The following is a 26,069-nucleotide window of genomic DNA, read 5'->3' on the forward strand; positions in this document are numbered from 1 at the left end:
CTAAGGGGCGCTGCGGGCCGCGACAGGAGTGCAAGTTGGCAAGGCGGGTGAAGCAACGCGAGCGAGTGCTCGACATGCTCCGGGAATCCACGGGACCCCTCGACGCGCACCATCTCGCGGCCGCGCTCGACCTCCATGTCACGACGATCCGGTTCCATCTCTCCGGGCTCGTCGACGAAGGGCTCGTCCGAATCCGGCCGCTACCGGCCGAGAAGGTCGGACGACCGCGAATGGGCTACCTCGCGGTGAGGGAACCGTCCTACACCGATCTCGTCGCGCTGCTCGCAGCGCGCATCGGTGGTAGCGCCACCGAACGAGAACGGAAGGCCTTCGAAGTCGGCGACGACTGGGCCGGAATGCTCGGGCTCTCCCCGGCCCCCACCACCGACGCCGGAGCGCTCGTCATCGAATCGCTCCACCAGCTCGGCTTCGAGACACAAACGGCGACCAACGCGTTCGGTACCCACAACATCACGCTGTGCACCTGCCCGTTGGCCGAGATCGCGCGCAGCAACCCCGAAGTGGTACGCGGCATCCAGCGCGGCCTGATCCAACGCGTCCTCGACGACCATGCCGACACACTCGGAGCCTCGTACACCGTCGACGTGTTTCCCGACCCTCAGGACGGCAACTGCCTCGTCGAGCTCGTATTGCACCCCGCACCGCACGGAGCCGGAACGACAGCAGCCCGCGGCGACGGTCAAGTCACCGCGGGCTGAGCCGGTACATCCGAGCGGGGGTCCACCCGCGCGGAAGGTCAGAAGTTGATCATGTGTCCTGCGAGGCCATGGATGGCTTCCTGCAGCGCCTCGCTGAGCGTGGGGTGCGTGTGGACGTTGCGCGCCAGTTCGTTGACGGTCAGGTCCCACTTCTGCGCGAGAGTCAGTTCGGGCAGCAGCTCGGAGACGTCGGGGCCGATGAGATGGCCACCGATGAGTTCGCCGTGGGTCTTGTCGGCGATCAGCTTGACGAAGCCGTTCGGGTCGCCGAGGCCGTGGGCCTTGCCGTTCGCGGTGAACGGGAAGGTCGCGACCTTGATGTCGTACCCTTCGGCCTTCGCCTGCTCCTCCGTCAGACCGAACGACGCGACCTGCGGCTGACAGAACGTCGCGCGCGGCATCATCCGGTAGTCGCCCAGCTCGAGGGTCTCGGCATCGCCGATGGTCTCGGCGGCGACGACGGCCTGCGCCTCGGCGACGTGCGCGAGCTGCAGCTTCGCGGTGACGTCACCGATGGCGTAGACGCCGGGGACGTTGGTGCGCATGCGCTCGTCGATCGCAATAGCGCCGCGATCGGTGAGGGCCACTCCCGTGTTCTCGAGGCCGTAGCCCTCGACGCGCGGCGCGAAACCGACCGACTGCAGCACCTTGTCGACGGTCAACGTCTCGATATTGCCGGACTTGTTGTCCTTGATCTCGACGGTGACGTTTGCACCGTTGTCGACGATCTTCTGGACGCCCGCACCGGTCTTGATGGTGACACCGAGCTTCTTGTACGCCTTGGTGATCTCCTTGGAGATGTCGACGTCCTCGTTGGGCAGGGCACGATCGAGGAACTCGACGATCGTGACGTCGACCCCGTAGTTCTTCAGGACGTAGCCGAATTCCATGCCGATGGCGCCGGCACCGACGATGACGATCGAGCCGGGGAGCTCGCGGGTGAGGATCTGCTCCTCGTAGGTCACGACGTTGTCGCTGAGCTGCGTACCCGGCAGCAGCTTGGTGACCGAGCCGGTAGCGATGATGACGTTGTCGAAGGTCACCTGTTCGGTGCCACCCTTGGTGAGCGCCACCTCGATGGTCTTGGCATCGACGAACGAGCCCTTACCGTCGTACTCGGTGATCTTGTTCTTCTTCATGAGGAAGTGCACACCCTTGGTGCGACCGTCGGCCACCTTGCGGCTGCGGTCGAAGGCGGCACCGAAGTCGAACGACACATCTCCCGAGATGCCGAAGGTCTTGGCCTCTTTGGTGAAGAGATGTGCCAGTTCGGCATTGCGGAGAAGCGCCTTCGAGGGGATGCAGCCCACGTTGAGACAGACACCACCCCAATACTTCTGCTCGATGATGGCGGTGCTCAATCCCAGCTGTGCCGCGCGGATAGCAGCGACGTACCCACCGGGACCGGCTCCGAGGACAACGACGTCATAGTGTGAGGTCACAGCCATACAGGGTAGTCCTGCCCGATCCCGCTGTCTGCCGATGGTCCGGTTACCCGTCGGTAAGGTGAATTTGCGCACTCACCGTTGCGCACCGTACTGCCTCACCGCGACAGGCACCGATACCGCGAGGATCACCGCGATCCATCCGAATGCCGCGATGACAGGATGGTGCATCGGCCACGCCGCATCCGCCGCCACCGCAGTTCCCGAGCCGAACAGTTCCCGTAGCGCCGCCACCACCGCGCTGATCGGATTCCACTCCGCGATCGCGCGAACGACGGACGGCATTGCTTCCGTGGGTGTGAACACGTTCGAGAGCATGATGAGCCCGAAGATCATGGGTGCCGCCTGTTGGAGTACCTGTTCGTCACGGATCGCGATACCGAGCAGGATGCCGAGCCAGCTCAGTGCCGCCCGGAAGGCGAACAGCAGAAGGACAGCCAGGGCGACTTCACCGGCGGGTGCATCGATACGCCACCCGACCAGGTACCCGATCCCCATCATTGCGGCGAGGGCGACCGCACCGATCATGGTCTCGGCGAGTGCGAGCCCCGTCGGCACTCCCGCCCGCGCAATGGGCAGGGCACGGAACCGGTCGGTGAGTCCACTGCTCAGATCTGCGTTGGCAGTGCCCGCGGTGGCCATCAAACCCAGGGACGCGACGAGGACGAACACGCCGGGCATGAGGTACGACCTGTACGCCGAGGGGTCGGCGTCACCGGCGATCGTGCCGCCGAAGACGTAGCCGAACAACACGACCATGCCGAGCGGCGCTGCGAGCGAGACTCCGAGCAGAGCCGGCGAGTGCCGGTAGGTGGCGACGGTGCGGCCGAACACCACTCGCGCCGCCGTGGCAGTGCCCACGGAGGGATGCACCTGGGTGTCGATGGTCATGATGCCGTGGTCCTCTCGGTGAGCGCAAGGAAGGCCTCGTCGAGGCTCGCGCGGCGTCTGCCGATGTCGTGGACGTCGATTCCGTCGGCGTCGAGAGCCCGCAGGATCGGGAGGAGTTCCGGTTCTTCGTCCAGCCCGAACGACAGGCGGATCGAGTCTTCCTGCACGGCAGTGGATCCGACTTCTCGCGCGCCGAATCCGGTCAGGAGCTCTACTGCCCGGCCACGATCGGCAGACGTGACGACCAGGTCGAGGCCCGCACCGACCGCGGCGGTGATCTCGGCGGGCGTACCGGTGGCGACAGTGCGACCGCCGTCGAGGATCGTGATGGCGTCCGCGAGGCGTTCGGCCTCGTCCAGATACTGGGTGGTGAGCACCACCGTGGTGCCTGCCGCCACGAAATTCAGGATGTATCCGAATATGTCGTTGCGACTACGCGGGTCGAGACCGGTGGTGGGTTCATCGAGGAACAGCACTGCGGGGCGCACGACGGTGCCTGCGAGGATGTCGAGCCGACGACGCATGCCGCCCGAATAGTTCTGGACCCGCTGGTCTGCCGCGTCGGCAAGATCGAAGCGCTCGAGCAGGTCGCGAGCATGACGACGAGCGACACGGGCCCGCATCCCGGAGAGTCGCGCGAACATCGTGAGATTCTCGGCGCCGGTCAGCCTAGGATCGACGGAGTGGAACTGCCCGACCGACCCGATACGTTGCCGCACCCGAACAGCGTCGACGACGGTGTCGAATCCGAGGACCCGGGCCTGCCCCGAAGTCGGGCGCAGGAGCGTCGACAGCATGCGCACGGTGGTGGTCTTACCCGAGCCGTTCGGCCCGAGCAATGCATGCACCGAGCCTTTCCGCACTCGGAAATCCAGCCCGTCGACGACCGTGCGGTCGCCGTAGCGACGGGTCAAGCCTTCGGTTTCGATGACGTTCACGGGGGTCTCCTCATCTGTGAACAGTGTTCGCAGATGTAGTGTAACTATCCGCGAACACTGTTCGCAAATGTCTCCTCGAGGCATGCTGAGTCCATGCCGACCTCACTGTGGCTGCGATCCGACGAACCGAAGCGCGGCCCCCGCCCCACACACACACTCGGCGATATCGCCGCGGTCTGCGTCGACCTCGTCGATCGAGAAGGCATGCGCGCGCTGTCCATGCGCCGTGTCGCCGAGGCGCTCGGTACCTCGGCAGCATCCCTGTATCGGTACGTGTCCGGGAAGGACGATCTGCTCGCGCTGATGGCCGACCACGTCGCCGGCGAATACGAGTTCGCGCCCCTCAGCGGCGACGTACGTGCCGACGTCCTGGCCGTGGCGGAACAATCGCGCGCGCTGCACCAGCGCCACCCGTGGCTTCGTGAGGTCCCGGCCACCGACATGGGTCCGAACACCGTCGCCTATCTCGATCACCTCATCGGGGCACTCGCGCCGGCGAAGCTCGACGCGACCTCCACCATGATGGGCGTCGCGCTACTGAGCGGGTGGGTGACGAATTTCGCCGCGCAGGAATCCGCCGGCGACGTCGCCTCCGAGTCGGGAGGCGGCGCCGAGCACATCGCGACCATGCTCACACAGGGTGATTACCCGCACCTGGCAGCACTTTTCGCCCACGCTGACAAGGCCGACCCCACCGACCCGCTCGACAACGACGCGGCGTTCGTCGCGGGTATCGAGGCGATGCTCTTCGGCATCGCCCCACCCGATCTGCAAGCTCAACCGAGAATTCCGCGCTCGTAGGCCGCGGCCACCGCCGCGGCGCGGTCCGACACCTCGAGCTTCCCGAAAACATGGGTGAGGTGAGTTTTCACTGTCGCCTCGCTGATGAACAACACCCGCGCGATCTCGCGATTGGACGTCCCCTTCGCCACGAGTGCCAGCACCTCCCGTTCGCGGGAGCTGAGCGACCGTGGAGTGTCTGCACCCCGCACCCGGGACATCAGGCGCGACGCCACCACCGGCGACAGCACCGTTCGTCCCTCCGCGGCCGCGCGCACGGCGGCGAACAGTTCGTCGCGCGGTGCGTCCTTGAGCAGATACCCGGTGGCACCCGCTTCTATCGCGGGAATGGTGTCGGCGTCGGTGTCGTAGGTCGTGAGTACCAGGACCCGGCTACGGACCTGTCTCGACGAGAGTTCGGCGATCGCGTCGACACCGCCGCCTCGCGGCATCCGTAGATCCATCAGCACCACATCGGGATCCAGCCGGGCGACGAGCGCCACCGCTTCACGCCCGTCCCCCGCTTCACCGAGAACCGTGAACTCGCCCGAGGCCGCCAACATTCCGCGCAGGCCGTCGCGGACCACGGGGTGGTCGTCGACGATCAGCACGGTGATCCCCTGCTGTCCGCTGCTCACGACACCGATCCCGCACGCACCTGCGGTACCCGCACCGAGACCGCTGTTCCGGCGCCGATTTCGGACTCGACGTCCATGACACCGGCGACGCGGGCAACACGGGAACGCATCCCCCTCATCCCGAATCCGTCCGCCGACACCGCCGCCGGATCGAAGCCGAGCCCGTCGTCACGGATATCGACACTCACCTCGTCACCCATGTACGACACTGTGACACCGACGCGGTGCGCCGAAGCGTGCTTGGCGACATTCGCGAGAGCCTCCTGGGTGATTCGCAGCAACGTTACGGCGATGTCGTCGTGCAGCGGTTCCGAATCCCCCGTCACTGTGAAGTCCGTCCGGATCCCGTGCTCGACGGACCAGCGATCCACCGACTCGGCCAACACCGATTCGAGTGTGTCGTGTTCGAGTATTTCCGGCGCGAGATTCTGCACCGAGCGCCGCGCATCACCGAGGCTGCGCCGTGCGAGGTTTGCCGCCACGGTGACATGGCGCCGCGCCGCATCGGGATCCTCGGCGTCCCCGGCAGCCTGCAACTGCGTGATGATCCCGGTGAGACTCTGCGCCAAGGTGTCGTGGATCTCCGCCGCAAGACGACGGCGCTCGTCGTCGATCCCCGCCTCACGCGCATGCTGTACCAGCTGGGCGTGCAACGCACGATTCTCGGAAAGCGCTTGTTCGAGGCGGGTGTTCATACGTTCGAGTTCGGCGATGGCCTCGATCCGTTCCTCGGTCCTGCGCAGGTCGCGCTCGCCGATCCGGTACATCACCATCGAGATCACTGCATTGAGCACGAACAGCAAGCCGAACACTGTCCACTGCATCGAATCCGAAGGAGGTAGACCTCCCGACTGTGACCCGGCCATCGTCACTGCCGTCGCCAGCAGACCGAGACGGGCCCAGCGCTCGGTGATCAACCACGGTGCATCGAAATAGCCCACCAGAGCGTAGATCGCGAAGAACGGATTGAACCAGCTCAAGGCGAACGCAATCACAGTCCGCAGGATGTAGTACACAGACCCTGTGCCCGGACCGGTGCGCCACCACCATACTTCCAAGGCCGCCGCGGCGACGGTCAGCACCGACACCGGAATCCATTCGGCGGGTGTCATCACCATCGACGCCGTCCCGACACACAGCACGATCCCGAGTGCAAGCAGTACCGGTGGGCTCCAGCGGTGGAACCGGCTCCACGAGTCCTCCCCGAATTGCGATGCCGGTTCCACGCATGAGGTTCGCAGATGAGATGGAGTCACAGTCTCCAGGGTGACCGGCAAATCCGTCACTGCCAACGGAACCACTTGATTGCGGCTGCCGTGAGCACGATCGCCCAGCCCGCCACCACCGCGATACCGGTCAGGCTCGGCCAGTAACCCGACGCCGCCTGATCGAGGATCTGTGAGGCAGCACCGAACGGTGTCACTTCGACGACCCGGCGGAGCAGGTCGGGCATCGTCTGCACCGGAAGCCACACTCCCGCGCAGAACATCATGGGGAAGAACACTATCGTGCCCACCGTCTGCGCGACCCGCATCGACGACGACACCGCCGCGATCGCCGCACCCATGCTCAGGGCGGCGGCGAGCGTGAGGACGACGGCCAGCGCGTAGCCGAACGGTTGTGCCGGTAGCGCGACGTCGAACACGACACGACCCACGAGCAACGCGAGAACGACGGAGACGGCGACAGCCACCGCATGCACGACGATCTGCGCCATCAACAAATACGTGGGCTTCGCGGGGCTCGCCTCCAGCCTCCGCAGGATTCCGCGCTCCCGATACGACGACAACACACCGGGCATGGTCTGGATGCCGGCCACGATCATCGCCAGGAGAACGGTCACCGGCACGTACAGATCGATCAGTCGGAGGCCGCCGAGACTCGGGTCGGTCTCCCGAAACATCGGAATGACTCCGAGAATCGTCAGCAGCCCCACGGGGAAGATGAGGATCCAGAACATCGCGGCGGGCTCACGCCCGAACAGCCGGGCCTCGGTGCTCAGTACTGCCACCGCTGGATTGGTTGTGGTCTGCATGTCAGCTCCCTGCATGTCCGGGCTCCGAGGATGTGATGTCGAGGAATGCGTCGTCGAGCGTGGCGTCGGTGACGCGAAGTCGCTCGGCGGACAGTCCGCGTCGCGCGAGTAGTGACAGCGCCGCGTCGACGGTGTCGTCGCTGCCCTCGATGACGATCCGCTCGCCGTCGCCCCGCACCGCCGATGCGCCGGGAAGAGCTTCGAACTCGGACCGATCGAGCACCCCACCGGTCGGGCGGAACGACACGACAACGGCCGAGGCCGACCGTCCGACCAGCTCGGTGGGACTGCCGAGCGCCTTGATCGCACCCGCGTCGAATACTGCAACGCGGTCGCACAAGCGCTGAGCTTCTTCCATGAAATGGGTGACGAGCAGGACCGTCACCCCGGAGTCGCGGACCTCCTCGATCAGCGACCAGGTTTCCCGACGACCGCGCGGGTCGAGGCCTGTGGTGAGCTCGTCGAGCACCACCACCCGCGGCCGTCCGATCAAGGCGAGGGCAATGAACAGCCGCTGTTGCTGACCACCCGACAGCTTCGCGAATCGGGTGCCGAAGACCGGCGCGAGACCGAGTCGCTCCGCGAGCGCCATGCCGTCTGCCGGATCGGGATAGAACGACGCGTACAAGCCCAGCGCCTCGCGCACGGTCAGCTTCGGTTGCAGTGCACTCTGCTGAAGTTGCGTGCCGAGTATTTCGGTGACGGCGCGATGGTCGGCGACGGGATCGAGCCCTGCCACACGGACCGTGCCGCGGTCGGGTACCCGCAGACCGGACACACATTCGACGGTGGTGGTCTTCCCCGCCCCGTTCGGGCCGAGGATCCCGAAGATCTCTCCGTCGCCGACGTCGAAACCGACGCCGTCGACGACCGTGCGATCTCCGTACGATTTGTACAGGTCTGTCACTTCAACGATGGGCATGCGTAGAGCGTGCCCGCCGGCCCCGGGTCTTCACATCGACCGAGCGGGTCGGATCCGTATCAGCCGATCGGATGATGCGGGCAGGCATGCACGAAGTGTCAGGGACGGAAACGGAACATCTGGAGCAGGTATCGCGGAAGGCCACTGAGCGGAACGGCAACGGGCCAGTCCCCGGATCGGAAATATGCCTCCGTGCCGCCGTCGACGGTCACGACGCTGCCCACCATGAAATCCGCCGCGCGCGACAGCATGAACTCGACCCACTCGGCGATCTGCTCGGCGTCACCGAAACCACCGATCGGCACGGGGAAGCCTTCGACCCGTTTCGCCTGCGGACCGGCCAGCTGCGTTTCGAGCAGCGGAGTCGAGACAGCGCCCGGGGCAAGAACATTGAGCCGGATTCCGGATCCCGCCCAGTCGTCGGTGACCGCGGCGCGACGGGCCCAACGGGTCACCGCGATCTTCGTCGCCGCGTAGGTGAACGGCGCGGCGGCAGCGCGGATGCGGCTCGCCCGCTTGACGCCCTTGTCGAGGTCGCCCGCGAGGAACGACCGCACAGCAGACTTCGGCACACCGGGTGTCGCAGTTGTCGAATTCGATCCGAACACGACGACCTTGCTGTTGCCGGTCGCGGCGAGGGCAGGCCGCCATCCCACCAGCAGTTCGATCACGCCCCGTACATTGACCTCGGCGATCACCTTTTCCTTTCCTGCAATCGGGCCCAGTCCGGCCGCGAGCACGGCGCCGTCGAGTCGTCCGCCGGCGCGATCGAGAGTATTGCGGATCGCGGCCGACCGCCCCGCTGTTGTCGACAGATCCGCGACGACGTCGGTGTCCCGCCGATCGATCCCGATCACCGTGTGCCCCGCAGCGCGCAGTCGTTCCGCGCTCGCCCTACCCATCCCGGATGCAGCACCGGTCACTACGTAGGTACCCATGTGTCCCCCTTCACGTCGTGCCGACCAGTACAACATGTCGAGTGGACGGCCTCATGTGAGGTGATGACATCGGCGAGTACGGCCCCGGCACGCAGCAGCGAGAGGGTTCGCGCTGCGATGTCGCCGACCCTCGTGTCCAACGCCCTCAGCGACGCCTCGATGTCCTGGAGGTCGCGGAGTGCGGTGAGGGCTCCACGGACGTCGGGTATGCGGTAGCCGGAGGCCCGCAGCGCTGCCACGATGCGGGCCTCACGGATCGCCTCCAGCGGATAGCGACGGGCAGATCCTGCGCGGGTGGACACTCGATGTGGCGTCACGAGTCCCTCTTTCTCCCAGAATCGCAGCGTCGAGGTACGAACGCCGAGTGCGCCTGCGAGTTCGGTGATCGTCATGGTGTCGCCCTCTGCGGGTTCGAGCTCGATCGCCGCTTCCGCGCGAATGACGACAAGTGCGCGCCGGGCCTCGAGCGCGTGGTCGCGCTCGCGAGTGAGTCCGGTGTGGAGCGAGGCCACCAGTGCGGCTGCCTCGTCGGGCACGAGAACACGGATCTGCCGCATGACTCGCCGTGCCTCCACCGGACCGACAGCACGGGCGAGGTCGCGGTACGCACGCAGATCGCGAACGTGTCGTGTGGAGAACTCCCGGTACCCGTTGGTTTTCCGAGGCGCACACTCGACGACGCCGCGAGCCTCGAGGTCCCGGATCTGCTGTGCCGAGTAACCGGTCGCCGCCGACACGGCAGCGGTACTCAGATCGACGTCGTCGCCGTGGACCATTGCCGAACCCTCCATCAGCACTTCAACCGCACACTTGAAGCATGAGTATGAAGCAGATTCTCGAGACGGTGCGCGGCTTCGACGGGATTCTCGAACTCGCACCCGCCGAAGGCAGTGAGTTCCCCGAGGTCGCGTGGGGCGATCATTTCTTCTACTACGCCCCCGACGGTCGGATCCCGCAGCGGACGCAGCCGTTTGCGACGATCGTGACGAAGGACTATCCCGGCGACACCGAGTCCGAGCTGGACCCGCCGGACCGGTGGCGCTTGAACATCCACGTCGGCAGGGCGAGATTTGCCGAGCTCACCGGCGAGGAACCGCGGGCCGCACATTCCTCGGTGGACTTCGGCGTCGCCGACACCGTTCTTCCTCATCCGGTCTATCGGGCTCAGGGGTGGATCGCGATCGTCAATCCCGGCGTTCGGACCTCGACCATCGCAACCGACCTCCTTCGTCATGCCCACGAGGACATGCGACGACGAGCCACCCGATAACCCGCTCACTCGCAGAGCGCTGCCGCGACCTCGCCGATCGCTTCCCGCAGCATCGCCTCGTACTCGTCGAGGTCGGGCACCGCGCGGGGGCTCGAATTGATCCCGATCGTGACGGTCTCACCGAGGCCGTACACGCCGTGAGTCAATGCCATCATCGGTGACAATCCCGGAAACCCCGCGCTGAACACGACCGGGGCGCCCGCTATTTCGAGATCTTCGGGGCCTCGGTTCACGCTCGACACCACCGTGTTCCCTGTGACCGTCTCGGGAATCTCGTCCAGCGAGTAGCGATCGACCCCGAACTTCAGCAGCGGTGCCGGGACGAAATCGTTCGCCGAATCACGTTGCGCCAAGAGCGGGCTCGACAGTCGGGTGCGACGATCCGCAATCTCGTCGGCGATCCGAGCAGCCCGGATACAAAGGTCGGGTTCGATCACGAATAGGTCGACACCGGCGTTGCGGTAGTTGTTGCGCGACCGCCCTGTCGCGCCGACCGCGATCGTGACTTCGGCGCCGAGCCGATCCGGAACTATCTCACCGCGCGACTCCAGGAAACGCGGCAGGGCGACGGAAATCGCGGTCAGCGCCGACACCGTGACGGTGACGCCGGCCCCGCGGAACATCTCGGCGGGGCACACCACCATCCGAACGGCCCGATCGTCCCCGGGGGCAGTATTGACGCCGACGAGAGGACACCCTGCGGCCGGCGCCGGAATCTCTCCTGCGGTTGTCGCGTCGGTCAGCGCCCGAGCGGCAGCGGCAGCCCTGCGTCCGGCCGCGACGAGTCGCGCGAACCCGACCGGAAACCGGAGCAACCGCGCCAGCATCGTCGGCATCGAGACCGGTTCCGGAGCCGACGAGCCCGGTGGTTCCTCCATGCCGAACAGCGCGCGCACCAGTTCCGTCGCCCGAGCACCGTCGGCGAATGCGTGCGACACCTGGAAGACCACGACAGCGGCGGGCCCGCCGCAGCGAGGAGCGTCGCGAACACCCGCGAAGACGTGCACCCTCCACGGGCTCGTCCGGGCATCGATCGAGGTGGCCACGAGCGCCCCCAACGCCGCCTGCAAGCCGGCCCAGGATTGGTCTGCGAGGCGGTGCTCGATGACCTGATCGTCGCCGTAGTCCCTCGGTTCCCAGTACGGATAGTCGAGGTTCTTCGGCACCTCGCGGATCCTGCACCGGAGCTCCCCCACCCGCGCGACCCGTCGCCGGACCGCGGCGCGTACCGCATCTGCGCCTATGTCTCCTTCGAAGCAGTACAGCAGGAACTGATCGCTGCATATCCGCTCCGAGAGCCAGTACATCTGCGCGTCGGAGGGAGTCAGCTGCACAGCGGCAAGCGTACCGACCACCCCACACCGAGCGAATGTACCGTTCGTCTCGATCAACAGAGCGAGGGATTCATTCGCTCATACCTGGGCAGGTGGTCAACACCGGCTGGTCGGAGTGCGGGAGCCGAGGCAGGTAGAAATAGGTACATGAGCGACAGCACGACCGACCCCCGCCTCTGGCTCGAGGACGTCACCGGCGAGAAGCAACTCGACTGGGTACGCGCCCGCAACGACCGCACGGTCGACGCCTACACCCGCACCGACGACTTCACGACGCTGGAATCCCGGATCCGGGAGATCCTCGACACCGACGCACGCATCCCCTACGCCCGACGCCGCGGCCGGTACCTGTACAACTACTGGCGCGACGCCGAGCACGTACGCGGTCTGTGGCGACGCACCACCCTCGACCAGTACGTCCTCGACGACCCCGAGTGGGATGTCCTCGTCGATCTCGACGCCGTGGCTGCGGAAGAGGGCGAGAACTGGGTGTGGTCGGGAGCTCAGGTTCTACGACCCGACCAGAACCGTGCGCTCATCAGTTTGTCGCGCGGCGGTGCCGACGCAACCGTCGTCCGCGAGTTCGATCTGGTCACACGACGGTTCGTGTCGGGTGCCGACAGTTTCGAACTTCCCGAGGCGAAAACCGACATCAGCTGGATCGACGTCGATACAGTCTTCGTCGGAACGGATTTCGGCGCCGGATCCCTGACCGATTCGGGTTACCCGAGGATCGCGAAGCGCTGGCGACGTGGAACACCGATTACCGACGCCGAGACGGTGTTCGAAGGCGAGACCACCGACGTAGCCGTGGGCGCCGGCTACGACAACACTCCCGGATACGAACGCAGCTTCGTCGACCGCGCCATCGACTTCTACGCCGCGTACCAGTACGAACTGAAGCCCGACGGCACCCTGGTCAAGCTCGACGTACCGGACGACGCGCGGGTGAGCGTGTATCGCGACCACATGCTCGTCCGGCCCCGGTCCGAGTGGCTGGGTTATCCGGCGGGCTCCCTGCTCGCGACCGACTACCCGTCGTTCCTCGAGGGCTCGCGAGACATGACGGTGCTGTTCACTCCCGACGAGCACACGTCGCTCGAGCAGTACACCTGGACGCAGAACCATCTGTTGATGGTGACCTTGCGCGACGTCCAGACCCGCATGCGCGTCCTCACTCCGGGACACGACGGGTGGACCGACGAGGACCTCGACGGACTCCCGGATGCCACGACGACCTCGGTCATCGACGTCGACCCGCGCGAGGGCGACGATTTCTTCCTCAACTCGAGCGGCTTCACGACCCCCGCAACCCTGTTGTCGGGCACGATCGGGCAACCACTCGAGGCCATCAAGCAGGCGCCGTCGTTCTTCGACTCCGGCGACATCACCGTCACGCAGCATTTCGCGACCTCCGACGACGGCACACAGATCCCCTACTTCGTCGTCGGCCGCAATGTCGCCGGTAGCAGTGCCGTCGGTAGCAACACAGAGACGCCGTCACCGACGCTGCTGTACGGGTACGGCGGATTCGAGAATTCGATGGTGCCGGCATACAGCGGCGGCGTGGGACGGGCGTGGCTCGAACGCGGAAACACCTACGTGATCGCGAACATCCGCGGTGGCGGTGAGTACGGCCCCACCTGGCACACACAGGCATTGAAGGCAAACCGCCACAAGGTGTTCGAGGACTTCGCCGCGGTCGCGAAGGATCTTGTTGCGCGAGGTGTCACAACGACCGAACAACTCGGGGTCCAGGGCGGAAGCAACGGTGGCCTGCTGATGGGGGTGATGCTCACCCGATATCCGCAGTTGTTCGGCGCGATCGTGTGTCAGGTCCCGTTGCTCGACATGAAGCGCTACCACCTGCTGCTCGCCGGCGCGTCGTGGATGGCGGAGTACGGCGACCCCGACAATCCCGATGAGTGGCAGTTCCTGTCGAAGTATTCGCCGTATCAGAACACCGATCCCGACGCGGCCTACCCACCGATCCTGATCACGACGTCCACCCGCGACGATCGTGTGCATCCCGGGCATGCTCGCAAGATGGTGGCGCTCCTCGAGGAGCAGGGCCACGAAGTCTGGTACTACGAGAACATCGAGGGTGGGCACGGCGGCGCCGCGGACAACGCGCAGGCGGCGTTCAAATCGGCGCTGACCTTCACATTCCTGGCCGAGAAGCTGTAGGGAGAAGTGTGGATCCGAGTCCGGTTGCTCGGATCCACACTGTGGATCTCGGTGTCTCAGCGGTCGCGGTGTCTCAGCGGTCGCGGTGTCTCAGCGGTCGCGGTGTCTCAGCGGTCGCGCAGCCAGGCCACGACCCGCTCGACCGTGTCGTCGTTGTCGCGGATCCATCCGTTGTGACCGAGCGACCGATCCAGATGCCACGTGGTGACGTCGGCCGCGGGCAGCTTCTCGAGCAGATGCCGCGCCGAGGCGACCGGCGTCATGTCGTCACCCTCGACCGTGATCGAGAGAATCGGAACATCCAGCCGAGCGAGACGTTCCTCGTAGTCGATATCGGCCCCGGCCGGCTCGAATCGGCCACTACGCGCGAGCCTCGCCCAGTCGGAGATCAGTTGGCGCGACTGCCGTCCGAAGCCCGCGACACCGAACCGGTCGCCGGGCCAGAATCCGGCGACGCTCGCGGTGAGCGACATCGCAGTCGAGCCGAACAGGAGCCCTGGCCCGCGCGCCCCGGGGAAATGACGGTAGTACGGGGTGCCGGAGGCCACGAGCACAAGCCCACCGAGGCGACCACGAATACGCGCGGCGTACAGCACGCCCAGCTGACCGCCCATCGAATGCCCGAGCAGGAAAGGGGTGGAGTCGGGGAATCGTTCACGCACCACCTCGAACATCGCCGGGAAATGCACCGCGACGATGTCCTGGTAGCCGTAGGCGCTGTCGGGTCCCGGCTTCGGGCGGCTGTCGCCCTGACCGGCGAGCTCGCAGATCGCGGCATCGAATCCGTGTTCGGCGAGCGCGTGCGCGAACGGTTCGTAGTATCCCGCCGGGATCCCGAGGCCCGGGACGATCATCACGACGGCCCGCGACGAGTCGAGCCGGCTCTCGTGGTCGTGATCCGGTCCCGGGAACAAACGGACCGCGGTCGTGGTGCTGTCGGGAAGCTGGATCGGTACGGTCTCCACCAATTCAGACTAGGCCCGAATCGCCGTCCTGGTCAGCAGACCGAGATGCGGGCGCTCCGAATCCTGCGGCGTCGAGGGTGGCCTCGGTGAGCGATCGTCCCAGAGCGATCATGTCGACGGCCTTGTGGAAATCGAGGCTGCGGCACGCGGTGCGAGGGACCTCGACCAGCACATCCGGCGGATACGCCGCGAGCTGGTGGCGAGCGAGAGCCGACTGCATGATGTCGAGCGAACGGTTCATCACTGCGACCCGGCTGAACTTCGGAGCCGCGATCTCCTCGTGGGCGTCCTGGATGCCGGCATCAGCGTCGTCTGCCGAGTCGGCGTCGGTGTCGGCTGCCGGATCTGCGTCGATGTCGTCGCGACCGACCTGTTCGTCGGCCGCTGCCGTACCGAACCGGCCGACGACCGAACGAACGATGTCGCTGTCGAGCAGCAACGACGCAGACCGCCGGAAGCGTCCGACCCATTCCTCCGCCGGCTGCGGTTCCGCACTAGCGTTCTCCGGCGCGTGTGTACGACCGCGTTCCTCGGCGCCGAGGCTGATCCCGATCGTCAGATCGGACGAGACACCGACCGTCGGAGCGACAGGCAACGGAGTGAGCGTGCCACCGTCGGTGAGTACACGACCGTTGAGGACATACGGCGTGATGACACCGGGGATCGCGATCGATGCGCGGATCGCAACGTCGACCGGTCCCCGCTGGAACCACACCGGGCGACCTGCTGCCAGGTCGGTCGCCACGGCGGTGAACGGGATCGGGAGATCTTCGATGACGACATCCCCGATGAGATCGCGAACTTTGTTGAGGACCTTCTCCGCGTGGATGACACCCGGGGACGTAACCGACACGTCCAAGAGCCGGACGACATCGAGTTGGGTCAGGCTCTCCGCCCACTGGGTGTATTCGTCGAGTTTTCCCGCGGCGTAGACCCCGCCGACAAGGGCACCCATCGACGAGCCCGCAATGCCCACGATCTCGTAACCGCGCTCCTCCAGAACCTGGATCGCGCCGATGTGGGCGTAGCCGCGCGCGCCCCCGCTACCGAGGGCGAGGGCAACACGTATCCGATCGGCCATGGTCCGATGGTGCCACGGTCGAGCGATCCCCGGCGCGACGGGGACTCTACGCCGCAATACCGGGCGCAGCGGGTCCACCGGAGATACCCTGACACCATGATCAGGCTGCTTGCCACCACAGTTGTTGCGTTGATCGCCAATGCGATTGCTTTGATCGTCGGAGCCTGGGTCCTGCCGGGCATGACAGTGAGCTCGTTCGCGTTCGTCATCGCCGTCGTGATCTTCACTGTCGCCACGATTCTTCTCGACCCCTTGATCCGGCAGGTTGCGATGACGAAGACCCCGGTGCTCATCGGGAGCAGTGCTCTGATCTCGACGCTTCTTGCGCTCATCGTCACCGCGATCGTGAGCGACGGCCTGCAGATCGATGGCATCACGACCTGGATTCTCGCTACCGTCATCGTCTGGGCTGTGGCACTGATCGCGCGCTTGCTGCTGCCGTACATCGTCTTCAAGAAGACGCTCGCCAAACGCAGAAGTGCCTGACGCTCTCCGTCGAGCACAGCACACTCGAAGCACCCGTACGGCAAGTTCCGTGCGGGTGCTGTCGTAGAGAACCCTGACCGAAAGTTCAGGGTACAGACGGGGGTCTGTCCCCGATGTGCCCGAAGTGGTCCGAGGCGCACGATCAATGCATCGGTTCGACAAAGCCTCATACAGCCACTTCGGGAGATTGAAATGCGTAAGACCATCATGACCGCACTGCTCACCGGCGCCGCAGCTCTGACAATCGGAACGGGCGTCGCCGCAGCTGATTCCGCGCCCAGCGTCGTCGGAATGGAAGAGCACGCAGCCGCCTCGACGCTCTCCGCCAGCGGTACGCCGTACTCGGTCACCAACCGCTCGGGGAACATCTCGGGCACGTGCGCGGTGACCGAGCAGCGCGACCGCGGCTACCGGACCGAGACCGAATCGACGTACAACTCCCGCACCGACAGCTGGGATCGCAAGGAAACGAAGATCTGGCGCGGTATCGGATTGACCGTCGTATGCCGCTGACACCCAGCGTTGTGTCCGACGTACCGACGCCCACCCACTCCACTGTTCGCATATCCCACATGGAGGGCGAAAACCTCATGACCTTCGACAACAACCCGCCGCGTCCGTTCATCCGCTCGACCTCGCAGCGCATGCTCGGCGGCGTCTGCGGCGGAATCGCCGAATACTTCGGCATCGATACCAATCTCGTACGGGCCGGCGCGGTCCTCACCGCCTTCCTCACCGGCGGCACCGCGGTCCTGCTCTACCTCGCACTCTGGATCATTCTGCCGGAATGACATCTTCGGCGCCGACCAGTGGCTGCACCGCCGCGGGACACCGTCACACGAGACCCCGAGAAGAAGTTCAGGGTGAAGATCGGGGCCGGCCCTGATGTGCACACACTCGACAAGGAGCACGATTACCTCATGACTTTCGACAACAACACACCCCGCACCTTCACCCGCTCGACTTCCAAGCGCATGCTCGGCGGCGTGTGCGGTGGAATCGCCGAATACTTCGGCATCGACGTCAACATCGTCCGTGCTGCTGCCGTGGTTGCGTCCTTCATCACCGGCGGCACCGCAATCCTGCTGTACCTCGCACTCTGGGTGATCATCCCAGAATGACAGCGCAAAGGCCGTGAATCCCGGGAGAGACGAGATCCACGGCCTTTCAACACTTCCGAACTACAGCGACCCGGTGAGTAGCGCCGGCGCAATGGCCAGTACGAGCCCGATGAGCTGGTTGATGACTTCGAGACCGCCGGTAATACTGCCCATCTTTCCTCCAGTGTGTCGCCGGAAGCCTCACGCTTCCGGACGTCGGATCAACAGATTCAGTGAGTTCAGCTGAGGAATTCTGCGCTCTGCGAAAGCAACGAGAAGATGAAGGTGATGATTTCGGTGATGGTAGTGCTACCCATTGATCCTCCTACGCCCGAATGGTTGAGGTGATGTGGCACTGACGAACTCGAGAACACGGTGTGCCATAACTCACATTACGACACGACATCGGCATCGTCAATGATGTTGCGTAAGAAAATATTTGAAATTGCGAACTCCGAACATCATGCACCGCAATAGCTCTCGAGAATGACGTCAGCGTTCGGCCGCCCAGCCAGAAGCCGGGCCGCGAGCAACTCACACGATCACAATCCGATAGAGCCCGCAATCATCGGCCAGGAGGCGTGGAGGTCGTCCTGCCAATAGCCCCACGAATGTGTTCCCTGGGAGCGGAATTCGAACGTCGCGGGGATGTCCAGCTCATCGAGCCGGGAAGCCAGACGGTGCGTGCAGTCGTTCACCGCGGCCTCGATGACACCCCCGACAACGATCTGATTCAACAGAAGCCCGGGATCGCCTTCGACCGATCTCGCACCCAGGTTCTCGTGTGGCCCCGGCAGCCCGGTCGCAGACGAGATGTACAGGTCGATACCCCGCAACTTCTCCGCGTTGACGTACGGGTCGTTCGCGACCCAGCCGGGCCCATCGAGCGGGCCCCACATGTTCTCGACGTCCGCCTCCCCACGACTCTCGACGACGGTGCGGACATAGAGCTGCCCCAGCTCGGTACTGGTCTCGGCACACCCGCTGTACGCCCCGACCGCCTCGTACAGCGACGGTTCCTCGATCGCCAGACTCAAGACAGAGGTGCCCGACATCGACAGCCCCGCAATTGCATTCACACCTGTGGTACCGAAAGTTTCGTCGACAATCGGCGGCAGCTCCTGCGTGAGGAACGTCGTCCATTTGTTCCGGCCGAGCGCCGGGTCGTCGCGCTCCCAGTCGGTGTAATAGGTGAACGACCCATCGAGCGGAGTGACGACGTTAACGTTCTTGTCGGCGAAGAACTCATCGATATCGGTGCGAGCGTCCCACGTGGCCTTCCCCTCCCCACCTCCGGCCCCATTGAGCAGGTACAACGTGGGCCGCGGAACGCTGGTGTCGGCCGGTGTCCGCACCCGGAGCGGGACGACCCGATCCATCGCAGCCGAGTAGACGTGCAGGACGACCGTACGATCACCCTCGACCTCGATACCGGACAGATTCGAAACCGGTTCGGCAGCAACTTCAGTCGCACATATCGCTGACCACACAGATGCGAGCGCAGCAACCGACAACGCCGCACACGTTCGCCGGAACGAGACCACCCGACCGTCCTCCCGAATCCTTGGGAACCCGCCGGACGAACGTCGGTCACGACACCCCGCCCGGCCGGAGTGAAACCATTTCTACACCATAAAGCTCCGCAATGGTCACGAAACGGTCAAATTCGCGGAATTCGAGTAGCAGACACAGAACGGCGAGGGCCGGCTCTGAGCCGGCCCTCGCCGACGATGGGTACCACCACCGTCACAACCCGATGGCTGCCGCCATCATGGGCCACGACTTGTGCAGATCGTCCTCCCAGTAATCCCACGAATGCGTACCGTTCCGCCATTCGAAGTGGGCAGGAATCTCCAACTCCTCGAGCCGATCCGCGAGGCGCGTCGTGCAGTGGTGCACGGCCGCTTCGATGCTCCCACCGACGACGAGCTGCCCCACGAGGCCGAGTGGGTCGTAGTTGATCGACCTCGAGCTCAACTGATCGTGCTTACCTGGAAGGCCCGTCGCCGCCGACACGTACAACTCGACCCCGCGGAGCTTCTCTGCATTGAGATACGGGTCGTTCTCGATCCACCCCGGTCCACCGACCGGACCCCACATGTTCTCGGGGTCGCCGCCCTTGACCCGCACCACAGCCTGGACGTATGCCTGCCCCACGGGGGTACTCGTCTCTGCGCAGCCGCTGTATGCACCGACAGCGCGGTACAACTCGGGCGCGGCGGTCGCCAGGCCGAGCACCGATGTTCCAGACATCGACAGGCCCGCAATCGCATTCGCTCCGGTGGTCTCGAACTGCTCGTCGATGATGGGCGGCAACTCCTCGGTGAGGAACGTCGTCCACTTGTTGCGGCCGAGTTCCGGATCGTCCCGCTCCCAGTCCGTGTAGTAGCTGTAGCGTCCGCCCAGCGGAGTCACCACATTGACGTTCTTGTCGGCGAAGAACTCGTCGACGTCCGTCTGCTCGTCCCAGGTGGCAATCCCCTGGCCACCGCCCGATCCGTTGAGCAGATACAGCGTGGGCCGCGGCTCACTGCTGTCGGCCGGCATCCGCACCCGAAGCGGCACGACGGTATCCATCGACGCCGAATACACGTGGGCGATGACCGTACGATCGTTCTCCACCTCGAGATGCGACAGCTCCGAAGCTCGCTCCCCCACAGACGACGATCCCGGACCCGGCTCTGCCGATACCCCCGCCGGTACACATACTGCGGCCGCCAATCCAACCGTCACGACGCCACATGCACGTCGGAACCACATCGACCCCAAGACCCCACACCCTTCGAAAACCGTCCCGTCCCACGACGAGTCGGACGACTCGCCCCGGCGCTCCCCGACCAGCCCCGAATCACACCGTTGTTTCTACACGATCCCCACCAGAAGGTCACGAAAGGGTCAAGATCTTGGTACGTGACACAGGGGCAGAACCCACACCACGAGACGAGGCCCGACCCCACCGAAGTGGGATCGGGCCTCGCGACGAGCTACCTGGCGTGTGCCGGGGGCTGGATCAGAAGTCCATGCCGCCCATGCCACCGGTCGGGTCGCCGACGGGAGCGGCGGCCTTCTCCGGCTTGTCGGCCACAACGGCCTCGGTGGTCAGGAACAGGGCCGCGATGGACGCAGCGTTCTGCAGCGCCGAGCGGGTGACCTTGACCGGATCGTTGATGCCTGCTTCGAGGAGGTCCTCGTAGTCACCGGTGGCGGCGTTGAGGCCGCTGCCGGCGGGCAGGTTGCGAACCTTCTCCGCGACGACGCCGGGCTCGAGGCCGGCGTTGAAAGCGATCTGCTTCAGCGGAGCCTCGAGGGCAACCTTGACGATGTTGGCACCCGTGGCCTCGTCGCCCTCGAGCTTGAGGTCGTCGAGAACCGGAGCGGCCTGCAGCAGGGCCACGCCACCGCCGGCGACGATGCCCTCTTCGACGGCAGCCTTGGCGTTGCGCACGGCATCTTCGATGCGGTGCTTGCGCTCCTTGAGCTCGACCTCGGTCGCAGCGCCGGCCTTGATGACTGCAACGCCACCCGCCAGCTTGGCGAGGCGCTCCTGCAGCTTCTCGCGGTCGTAGTCCGAATCCGACGCCTCGATCTCGGCGCGGATCTGGTTGACGCGACCGGCGATGGCGTCGGGATCGCCCGCACCCTCGACGATGGTGGTCTCGTCCTTGGTGACGACGACCTTGCGAGCCTGGCCGAGCAGCTCGAGACCGGCGGTCTCCAGGGAGAGGCCGACCTCTTCGCTGACGACCTCGCCACCGGTGAGGATGGCGATGTCGGCGAGCTGAGCCTTGCGGCGGTCACCGAAGCCCGGAGCCTTGACGGCAACGGACTTGAAGGTGCCGCGGATCTTGTTCAGGACGAGGGTGGACAGAGCCTCACCCTCGACGTCCTCGGCGATGATGACGAGCGGCTTGCCCGACTGGATGACCTTCTCCAGGAGCGGCAGCAGGTCCTTGACCGTCGAGATCTTGGAGCTGACGAGCAGGATGTACGAGTCTTCGAGGACGGCTTCCTGACGCTCGGCGTCCGTCGCGAAGTAGAGGGAGATGTAGCCCTTGTCGAAGCGCATGCCCTCGGTCAGCTCGAGCTGGAGGCCGAAGGTGTTGGACTCCTCGACGGTGATGACGCCTTCCTTGCCCACCTTGTCGATGGCCTCGGCGATCAGCTCACCGATCGCGGGATCGCCGGCAGAGATGCCTGCGGTCGCTGCGATCTGCTCCTTGGTCTCGACTTCCTTGGCGGTGTCGAGCAGCTTGGCAGTGACGGCCTCGACGGCCTTCTCGATGCCGCGCTTGAGGCCGAGCGGGTTCGCGCCGGCAGCAACGTTGCGCAGACCCTCGCGCACGAGCGCCTGGGCGAGCACGGTAGCGGTCGTGGTGCCGTCACCCGCGACGTCGTCCGTCTTCTTGGCAACTTCCTTGACCAGCTCGGCGCCGATCTTCTCGTACGGGTCCTCGAGCTCGATCTCCTTGGCGATGGACACACCATCGTTGGTGATCGTGGGGGCGCCCCACTTCTTCTCGAGCACGACGTTGCGACCCTTGGGGCCCAACGTCACCTTGACTGCGTCGGCGAGGCTGTTCAGGCCCCGCTCGAGGCCGCGACGGGCCTCTTCGTCGAACGCGATGATCTTGGCCATTGCGAAGTGATCCTCCGGATATCGGGGTGACACCTAGGTCGACCGCTCGTCGGGTCGGCCCATTTCACAGGACGACCGTTTGCGGGTCGGCCCATCGTCACTGAACGACCCCTCGTCGGTCGCCCAAGTAACGCCTTCGGCCGGAATCAGTGCCCGCGACGGACGACCAGGGGTGTCGATATTTTCCCGGTCTCACCGTCCCGACCTGGCACTCGCTTGTCGTGAGTGCCAACTGCATTTTTAGCACTCGAGGGTGGCGAGTGCAAGGTTACCGGCACTCGACCACCCTCGTCACGGTGCAGAAGGCTTCTGCACCCCATCGACTAGCGCGGCGTGGAGCCCACACCCACGGCGCACCACTGCCCCGTGGCGGTATTGACTGCGAACGACTGGGCACCGATGCACGTGACACCGGTCGTGTCGGCCGTCGCTCCCGAACCCCAGCCCGCCACCGACAACGTGGTCGCCGGACCCTGAGCCCACGAATGACTCAGACCGCCGCCGAGCGCGTACGCGTACGAGCGGCCGCCGTCGCGCGCCGCACTGAGCGCCGTACCGAACCCGGTTGCCTGGGATTCGGCGGCACCCGCGGACTCGGCGACCGACACCGCAGTGCCGCTGTCGGCTGCCGATGCCCGCGCGAAGCCCTCGCCGGTGGTCGTCGCACCACAGCTCGCCGTATCCGACACCAGGATCTGATTCTCGGACGGCGGCGACACACACGTCACCGGAGCGGCCGACGCCGTACCCGCGCCCACCGAGGCGAACGAAGCTGCGCCGACGGCAACCGCCGCGAACGCCTGCGCAACACGACGGCCGGAGAAGACGGACCGGAGAGAACGAATGGACAAGAAGTGCTCCTCTGCGCTGGAAGAAGGCGGGAGAATGCCCCCGGGGCGCAGGGTACCGGGCGCAGGTGCGGCGCGCGAGAGCCGAATCACACCGATCGAAGCAACTCCGGCAGATCGGCGACCGAGTCGATCACGTGGTCCGGCCGGTCGACCGCGAGCTCGAGCACGGACCGGCGAAATTTTCCGGTGCGCACCAGGACTCCCGTCATTCCCAGCCGCTGCCCAGGCAGCACCTCGCCGTAGAGATCGTCACCGACGACGACCATGCGCGACGGGTCGACATCCATGATGTCCGCGGCCGCGAGGAAGCCCTGCATCGACGGCTTCCCCACCGCCACCACCGATTGACCGCTGAGCTCCTCGAGCCCGGCAAGATAGGCACCCGTGTCGAGGCGCAGCCCGTCGGGCCCCTGCCAGCTGGCCGCACGGTGCATCGCGACGACGGGGACACCGTCGAGCATCAGCTCGGCAACCCGACTCATCGTCCGATGCGTGAATTGCTCCCCCGCACCGCCGAGCACCACCACATCGGGATCGTCGTCGTCGCGCTCGATCCCCTCGAGATCGGCATCGACGTCGCCGTCGTTGAGCACCCAGCACCGGCGTCCCGGGTACGTCTGCTTCAGATACTCGGCCGTGAGCGACGCGGCCGTGACGATCTCGCTCGGCTCGACGGGCATGCCGAGATCGCTGAGCGTTGCAGCGATCTCGGCACACGTCCGTGACGTGGTGTTGGTCAGGAACGCCCGCGGTACCCCGCTCTCGCGGAGTTGCGCGAGGACGTCGGCGGCGCCGGGCACCGGCTCCCACGACGTCACGATCACGCCCTCGATGTCGAACAGCACTCCCGCCACGTCGCTCATACCTCGAGCCTATAGCCCGAGTGAGCCGGTTCAGACCGTGCGGGCGAGCCGGTCCGCGAGCAGATGCGTAAAGCGCGCGGGATCGTCGACCTCGCCGCCTTCGGCGATCAAGGCCATCCCGTACAGCAGCTCCGCAGTGTCGGCGAGTGCCGGGTCGTCGGTGCGACCATCGTGCGCCGCGCGCAGCCCCGACACCAGCGGGTGCCCCGGGTTCAGTTCGAGGATCCGCTTGGTGTGCGGCACCGGCTGACCCGACGCCTTGTACATGCGCTCGAGCGCCGGCGACATGCTGAACGTGTCGCCCACGATGCAGGCCGGCGACGTCGTCAAACGCGACGACAGACGCACCTCCTTGACGTGCTCGTCGAGGGTCTCCTTCATCCACGTCAGGAGATCACCGAACTCCTTCTCCTGCTCCTCGCGTTCCGCTTCGGCCGCCTTCTTCTCGTCCTCGGTATCGAGGTCCACCTCGCCCTTCGCGACCGACCGGAATGCCTTGCCCTCGAATTCGGGAACCGACGTCACCCACATCTCGTCGACAGGGTCGGTCAGCAACAGCACCTCGATGCCCTTCGCCGTGAACGCCTCCATGTGAGGGGAGCTCTCGAGCAGCTGACGGGACTCGCCGGTGATGTAGTAGATCTCGTCCTGGCCGTCCTTCATGCGCTCGACGTATCCGGCGAGCGTGGTCTGCTCCTCGGCGCTCGCCGTGGAATCGAACGACGAGATCGCGAGCAACGTGTCGCGGTTGTCGGTGTCGGAGATCAGACCTTCCTTGAGGACGCGCCCGAACTCGTTCCAGAAGGTCCGGTACTTGTCGGCGTCCTGGGTCGCCATGTCCTTGACGGTGGACAGGACCTTCTTCGTGAGACGACGACGGATGGCCCGGATCTGGCGGTCCTGCTGCAGAATCTCCCGGGAGACGTTGAGCGATAGGTCCTGCGCGTCGACAACACCCTTGACGAAACGCAGGTATTCAGGGATGAGGTCTTCGCAGTCGTCCATGATGAACACACGCTTGACGTAGAGCTGGATGCCCGTCTTGCGCTCGCGGGCGAACAGATCGAATGGGGCGTGCGTCGGAATGAACAGCAGGGCTTGGTATTCGAATGTTCCCTCGGCACGCATCGGGATGATCTCGAGCGGTTCGTCCCACGCGTGGGCGACGTGCTTGTAGAACTCGTGGTACTCGTCGTCCGACACCTCGTCGCGCGAACGCGCCCACAGCGCCTTCTGCGAGTTGAGGGTCTTGGTCTCGAAGGTGACCTCGTCGGTGCCGTCCTCACCCTTGGTGGTCCGGGAGACCTCCATGCGGATGGGCCACGCGATGAAGTCGGAGTACTTCTTGACGATCTCCTCGAGCTTCCACTGCGACGTGTAGTCGTAGAGATGGTCGTCGGCGTCCTCGGGCTTGAGATGGAGCGTCACCGAGGTTCCCTGCGGCGCATCCTCGACGTCTTCGATCGTGTAGGTGGACTCGCCGCTCGACTCCCACCGGGTTCCTGCATCCTGACCCGGCTTGTGTGTCACGAGCGTGACCTTGTCGGCCACCATGAACGCGGAGTAGAAGCCGATACCGAACTGCCCGATCAGCTCCTCGGACGCCGCGGCGTCCTTCGCTTCGCGCAACTTCTTGCGCAGCTCACCGGTGCCGGAGCGAGCGAGCGTGCCGATCAGGTCGACGACCTCGTCGCGCGACATACCGATGCCGTTGTCGCGGATGGTGAGGGTGCGGGCGTCCTTGTCGACATCGAGCTCGATGTGCAGATCGGACGTATCGACGTTCAGGTCCTTGTTCCGGAACGCCTCCAGACGGAGTTTGTCCAGCGCATCGGACGCATTGGAGATCAACTCACGCAGGAAGGTGTCCTTGTTGGAGTAGATCGAGTGGATCATCAGATCCAGCAGCTGGCGCGCCTCGGCCTGGAATTCGCGCTGTTCGACGTGTGTACTCAACTCAATGTCCCCTTCGACAAGCAGATTTCCCCCT

Annotated in this window: 26 protein-coding genes; 8 read left to right on the forward strand and 18 right to left on the reverse strand. The window is 65.3% G+C overall.

Annotated features, from left to right (window positions below):
* Nucleotides 1-35: 35 nt before the first annotated feature.
* Nucleotides 36-719 carry a helix-turn-helix transcriptional regulator gene (locus Q7514_RS25495; protein ID WP_330136064.1) on the forward strand — a complete coding sequence of 228 codons (684 nt, stop codon included), beginning with the start codon at nt 36-38 and terminating at the stop codon, nt 717-719.
* A gap of 38 nt (nt 720-757) precedes the next feature.
* Here the strand turns inward: Q7514_RS25495 and lpdA are convergent, their stop codons facing one another.
* The 3 genes from lpdA to Q7514_RS25510 form a co-directional block, all read right to left on the reverse strand.
* Nucleotides 758-2,161, reverse strand: a complete 1,404-nt coding sequence (gene lpdA / locus Q7514_RS25500) for a dihydrolipoyl dehydrogenase (RefSeq protein WP_330136065.1) — start codon at nt 2,159-2,161, stop codon at nt 758-760.
* Between the two features lie 78 nt (nt 2,162-2,239).
* A complete protein-coding gene (locus tag Q7514_RS25505; protein ID WP_330136066.1) occupies nt 2,240-3,055 on the reverse strand; it encodes an ABC transporter permease in 816 nt (271 codons plus the stop codon).
* The gene (locus Q7514_RS25510) at nt 3,052-3,993 is read right to left on the reverse strand and encodes an ABC transporter ATP-binding protein (RefSeq protein WP_330136067.1); all 942 of its coding nucleotides are present in this window, start codon (nt 3,991-3,993) and stop codon (nt 3,052-3,054) included. The genes Q7514_RS25505 and Q7514_RS25510 overlap by 4 nt, the downstream gene beginning before the upstream one ends.
* Nucleotides 3,994-4,086: 93 nt before the next feature.
* On the opposite strand from Q7514_RS25510, the gene Q7514_RS25515 reads away from it, so the two are divergent.
* Nucleotides 4,087-4,794, forward strand: a complete 708-nt coding sequence (locus tag Q7514_RS25515) for a TetR/AcrR family transcriptional regulator (protein ID WP_330136068.1) — start codon at nt 4,087-4,089, stop codon at nt 4,792-4,794.
* Here Q7514_RS25515 and Q7514_RS25520 read toward each other — a convergent pair.
* The 6 genes from Q7514_RS25520 to Q7514_RS25545 all read right to left on the reverse strand — a co-directional run bounded on the left by Q7514_RS25520 (nt 4,770) and on the right by Q7514_RS25545 (nt 10,097).
* Entirely contained in the window at nt 4,770-5,411 is a 642-nt protein-coding gene (locus tag Q7514_RS25520; protein WP_330136069.1) for a response regulator transcription factor, read from the reverse strand. The two genes, Q7514_RS25515 and Q7514_RS25520, sit on opposite strands and share 25 nt — an antisense overlap.
* Nucleotides 5,408-6,637 (reverse strand): sensor histidine kinase, encoded by a 1,230-nt coding sequence (locus Q7514_RS25525; protein ID WP_330136070.1) that lies wholly within the window; start codon nt 6,635-6,637, stop codon nt 5,408-5,410. The genes Q7514_RS25520 and Q7514_RS25525 overlap by 4 nt, the downstream gene beginning before the upstream one ends.
* A gap of 56 nt (nt 6,638-6,693) precedes the next feature.
* Nucleotides 6,694-7,446, reverse strand: coding sequence for an ABC transporter permease (locus Q7514_RS25530; RefSeq protein WP_330136071.1), 753 nt, complete (start codon nt 7,444-7,446; stop codon nt 6,694-6,696).
* A gap of 1 nt (nt 7,447) precedes the next feature.
* On the reverse strand, nt 7,448-8,368 hold the full coding sequence (locus tag Q7514_RS25535) for an ABC transporter ATP-binding protein (protein WP_330136072.1): 921 nt from the start codon (nt 8,366-8,368) through the stop codon (nt 7,448-7,450).
* A gap of 98 nt (nt 8,369-8,466) precedes the next feature.
* Nucleotides 8,467-9,306, reverse strand: a complete 840-nt coding sequence (locus Q7514_RS25540; protein WP_330136073.1) for an SDR family oxidoreductase — start codon at nt 9,304-9,306, stop codon at nt 8,467-8,469.
* The gene (locus Q7514_RS25545) at nt 9,291-10,097 is read right to left on the reverse strand and encodes a MerR family transcriptional regulator (protein WP_330136074.1); all 807 of its coding nucleotides are present in this window, start codon (nt 10,095-10,097) and stop codon (nt 9,291-9,293) included. The genes Q7514_RS25540 and Q7514_RS25545 overlap by 16 nt, the downstream gene beginning before the upstream one ends.
* A 26-nt stretch (nt 10,098-10,123) precedes the next feature.
* Here Q7514_RS25545 and Q7514_RS25550 point away from each other — a divergent pair, with 26 nt between their 5' ends.
* A complete protein-coding gene (locus Q7514_RS25550) occupies nt 10,124-10,576 on the forward strand; it encodes a DUF6194 family protein (protein WP_330136075.1) in 453 nt (150 codons plus the stop codon).
* 5 nt (nt 10,577-10,581) lie between these two features.
* Here the strand turns inward: Q7514_RS25550 and Q7514_RS25555 are convergent, their stop codons facing one another.
* Nucleotides 10,582-11,910: a wax ester/triacylglycerol synthase domain-containing protein gene (locus Q7514_RS25555; protein ID WP_330136076.1), complete on the reverse strand. Its 1,329-nt coding sequence runs from the start codon at nt 11,908-11,910 to the stop codon at nt 10,582-10,584.
* Nucleotides 11,911-12,057: 147 nt separating this feature from the next.
* Here Q7514_RS25555 and Q7514_RS25560 point away from each other — a divergent pair, with 147 nt between their 5' ends.
* A complete protein-coding gene (locus Q7514_RS25560; RefSeq protein ID WP_330136077.1) occupies nt 12,058-14,097 on the forward strand; it encodes a prolyl oligopeptidase family serine peptidase in 2,040 nt (679 codons plus the stop codon).
* 107 nt (nt 14,098-14,204) lie between these two features.
* Here Q7514_RS25560 and Q7514_RS25565 read toward each other — a convergent pair whose 3' ends face one another.
* Complete coding sequence (locus tag Q7514_RS25565) at nt 14,205-15,062, reverse strand: alpha/beta hydrolase family protein (protein ID WP_330136078.1); 858 nt, start codon at nt 15,060-15,062, stop codon at nt 14,205-14,207.
* A 4-nt stretch (nt 15,063-15,066) separates the two neighbouring features.
* Nucleotides 15,067-16,143 carry a patatin-like phospholipase family protein gene (locus Q7514_RS25570; protein ID WP_330136079.1) on the reverse strand — a complete coding sequence of 359 codons (1,077 nt, stop codon included), beginning with the start codon at nt 16,141-16,143 and terminating at the stop codon, nt 15,067-15,069.
* A 96-nt stretch (nt 16,144-16,239) separates the two neighbouring features.
* Between Q7514_RS25570 and Q7514_RS25575 the strand changes: the two genes are divergently transcribed.
* From Q7514_RS25575 to Q7514_RS25590, 4 genes are all read left to right on the forward strand, one after another.
* Nucleotides 16,240-16,629 carry a phage holin family protein gene (locus tag Q7514_RS25575; protein ID WP_330136080.1) on the forward strand — a complete coding sequence of 130 codons (390 nt, stop codon included), beginning with the start codon at nt 16,240-16,242 and terminating at the stop codon, nt 16,627-16,629.
* Between the two features lie 192 nt (nt 16,630-16,821).
* Nucleotides 16,822-17,142, forward strand: a complete 321-nt coding sequence (locus tag Q7514_RS25580) for a hypothetical protein (RefSeq protein WP_330136081.1) — start codon at nt 16,822-16,824, stop codon at nt 17,140-17,142.
* Between the two features lie 77 nt (nt 17,143-17,219).
* The gene (locus tag Q7514_RS25585; protein WP_054714624.1) at nt 17,220-17,420 is read left to right on the forward strand and encodes a PspC domain-containing protein; all 201 of its coding nucleotides are present in this window, start codon (nt 17,220-17,222) and stop codon (nt 17,418-17,420) included.
* Nucleotides 17,421-17,549: 129 nt separating this feature from the next.
* Nucleotides 17,550-17,750, forward strand: a complete 201-nt coding sequence (locus Q7514_RS25590) for a PspC domain-containing protein (protein WP_330136209.1) — start codon at nt 17,550-17,552, stop codon at nt 17,748-17,750.
* A gap of 521 nt (nt 17,751-18,271) precedes the next feature.
* On the opposite strand, the gene Q7514_RS25595 is transcribed toward Q7514_RS25590, so the two are convergent.
* From Q7514_RS25595 to htpG, 6 genes are all read right to left on the reverse strand, one after another.
* On the reverse strand, nt 18,272-19,291 hold the full coding sequence (locus Q7514_RS25595) for an alpha/beta hydrolase (protein WP_330136210.1): 1,020 nt from the start codon (nt 19,289-19,291) through the stop codon (nt 18,272-18,274).
* 184 nt (nt 19,292-19,475) lie between these two features.
* Complete coding sequence (locus tag Q7514_RS25600; RefSeq protein ID WP_330136082.1) at nt 19,476-20,489, reverse strand: alpha/beta hydrolase; 1,014 nt, start codon at nt 20,487-20,489, stop codon at nt 19,476-19,478.
* Nucleotides 20,490-20,739: 250 nt separating this feature from the next.
* A complete protein-coding gene (groL, locus tag Q7514_RS25605) occupies nt 20,740-22,365 on the reverse strand; it encodes a chaperonin GroEL (RefSeq protein ID WP_330136083.1) in 1,626 nt (541 codons plus the stop codon).
* A 323-nt stretch (nt 22,366-22,688) separates the two neighbouring features.
* The gene (locus tag Q7514_RS25610; protein WP_330136084.1) at nt 22,689-23,216 is read right to left on the reverse strand and encodes a DUF6764 family protein; all 528 of its coding nucleotides are present in this window, start codon (nt 23,214-23,216) and stop codon (nt 22,689-22,691) included.
* 86 nt (nt 23,217-23,302) lie between these two features.
* A complete protein-coding gene (locus Q7514_RS25615; RefSeq protein WP_330136085.1) occupies nt 23,303-24,079 on the reverse strand; it encodes an HAD-IIA family hydrolase in 777 nt (258 codons plus the stop codon).
* A gap of 30 nt (nt 24,080-24,109) precedes the next feature.
* Nucleotides 24,110-26,035, reverse strand: coding sequence for a molecular chaperone HtpG (htpG, locus tag Q7514_RS25620; protein ID WP_330136086.1), 1,926 nt, complete (start codon nt 26,033-26,035; stop codon nt 24,110-24,112).
* Nucleotides 26,036-26,069 lie beyond the last annotated feature (34 nt).

It is taken from the genome of Rhodococcus artemisiae (assembly GCF_036327795.1).
GTDB lineage: Bacteria > Actinomycetota > Actinomycetes > Mycobacteriales > Mycobacteriaceae > Rhodococcus > Rhodococcus artemisiae.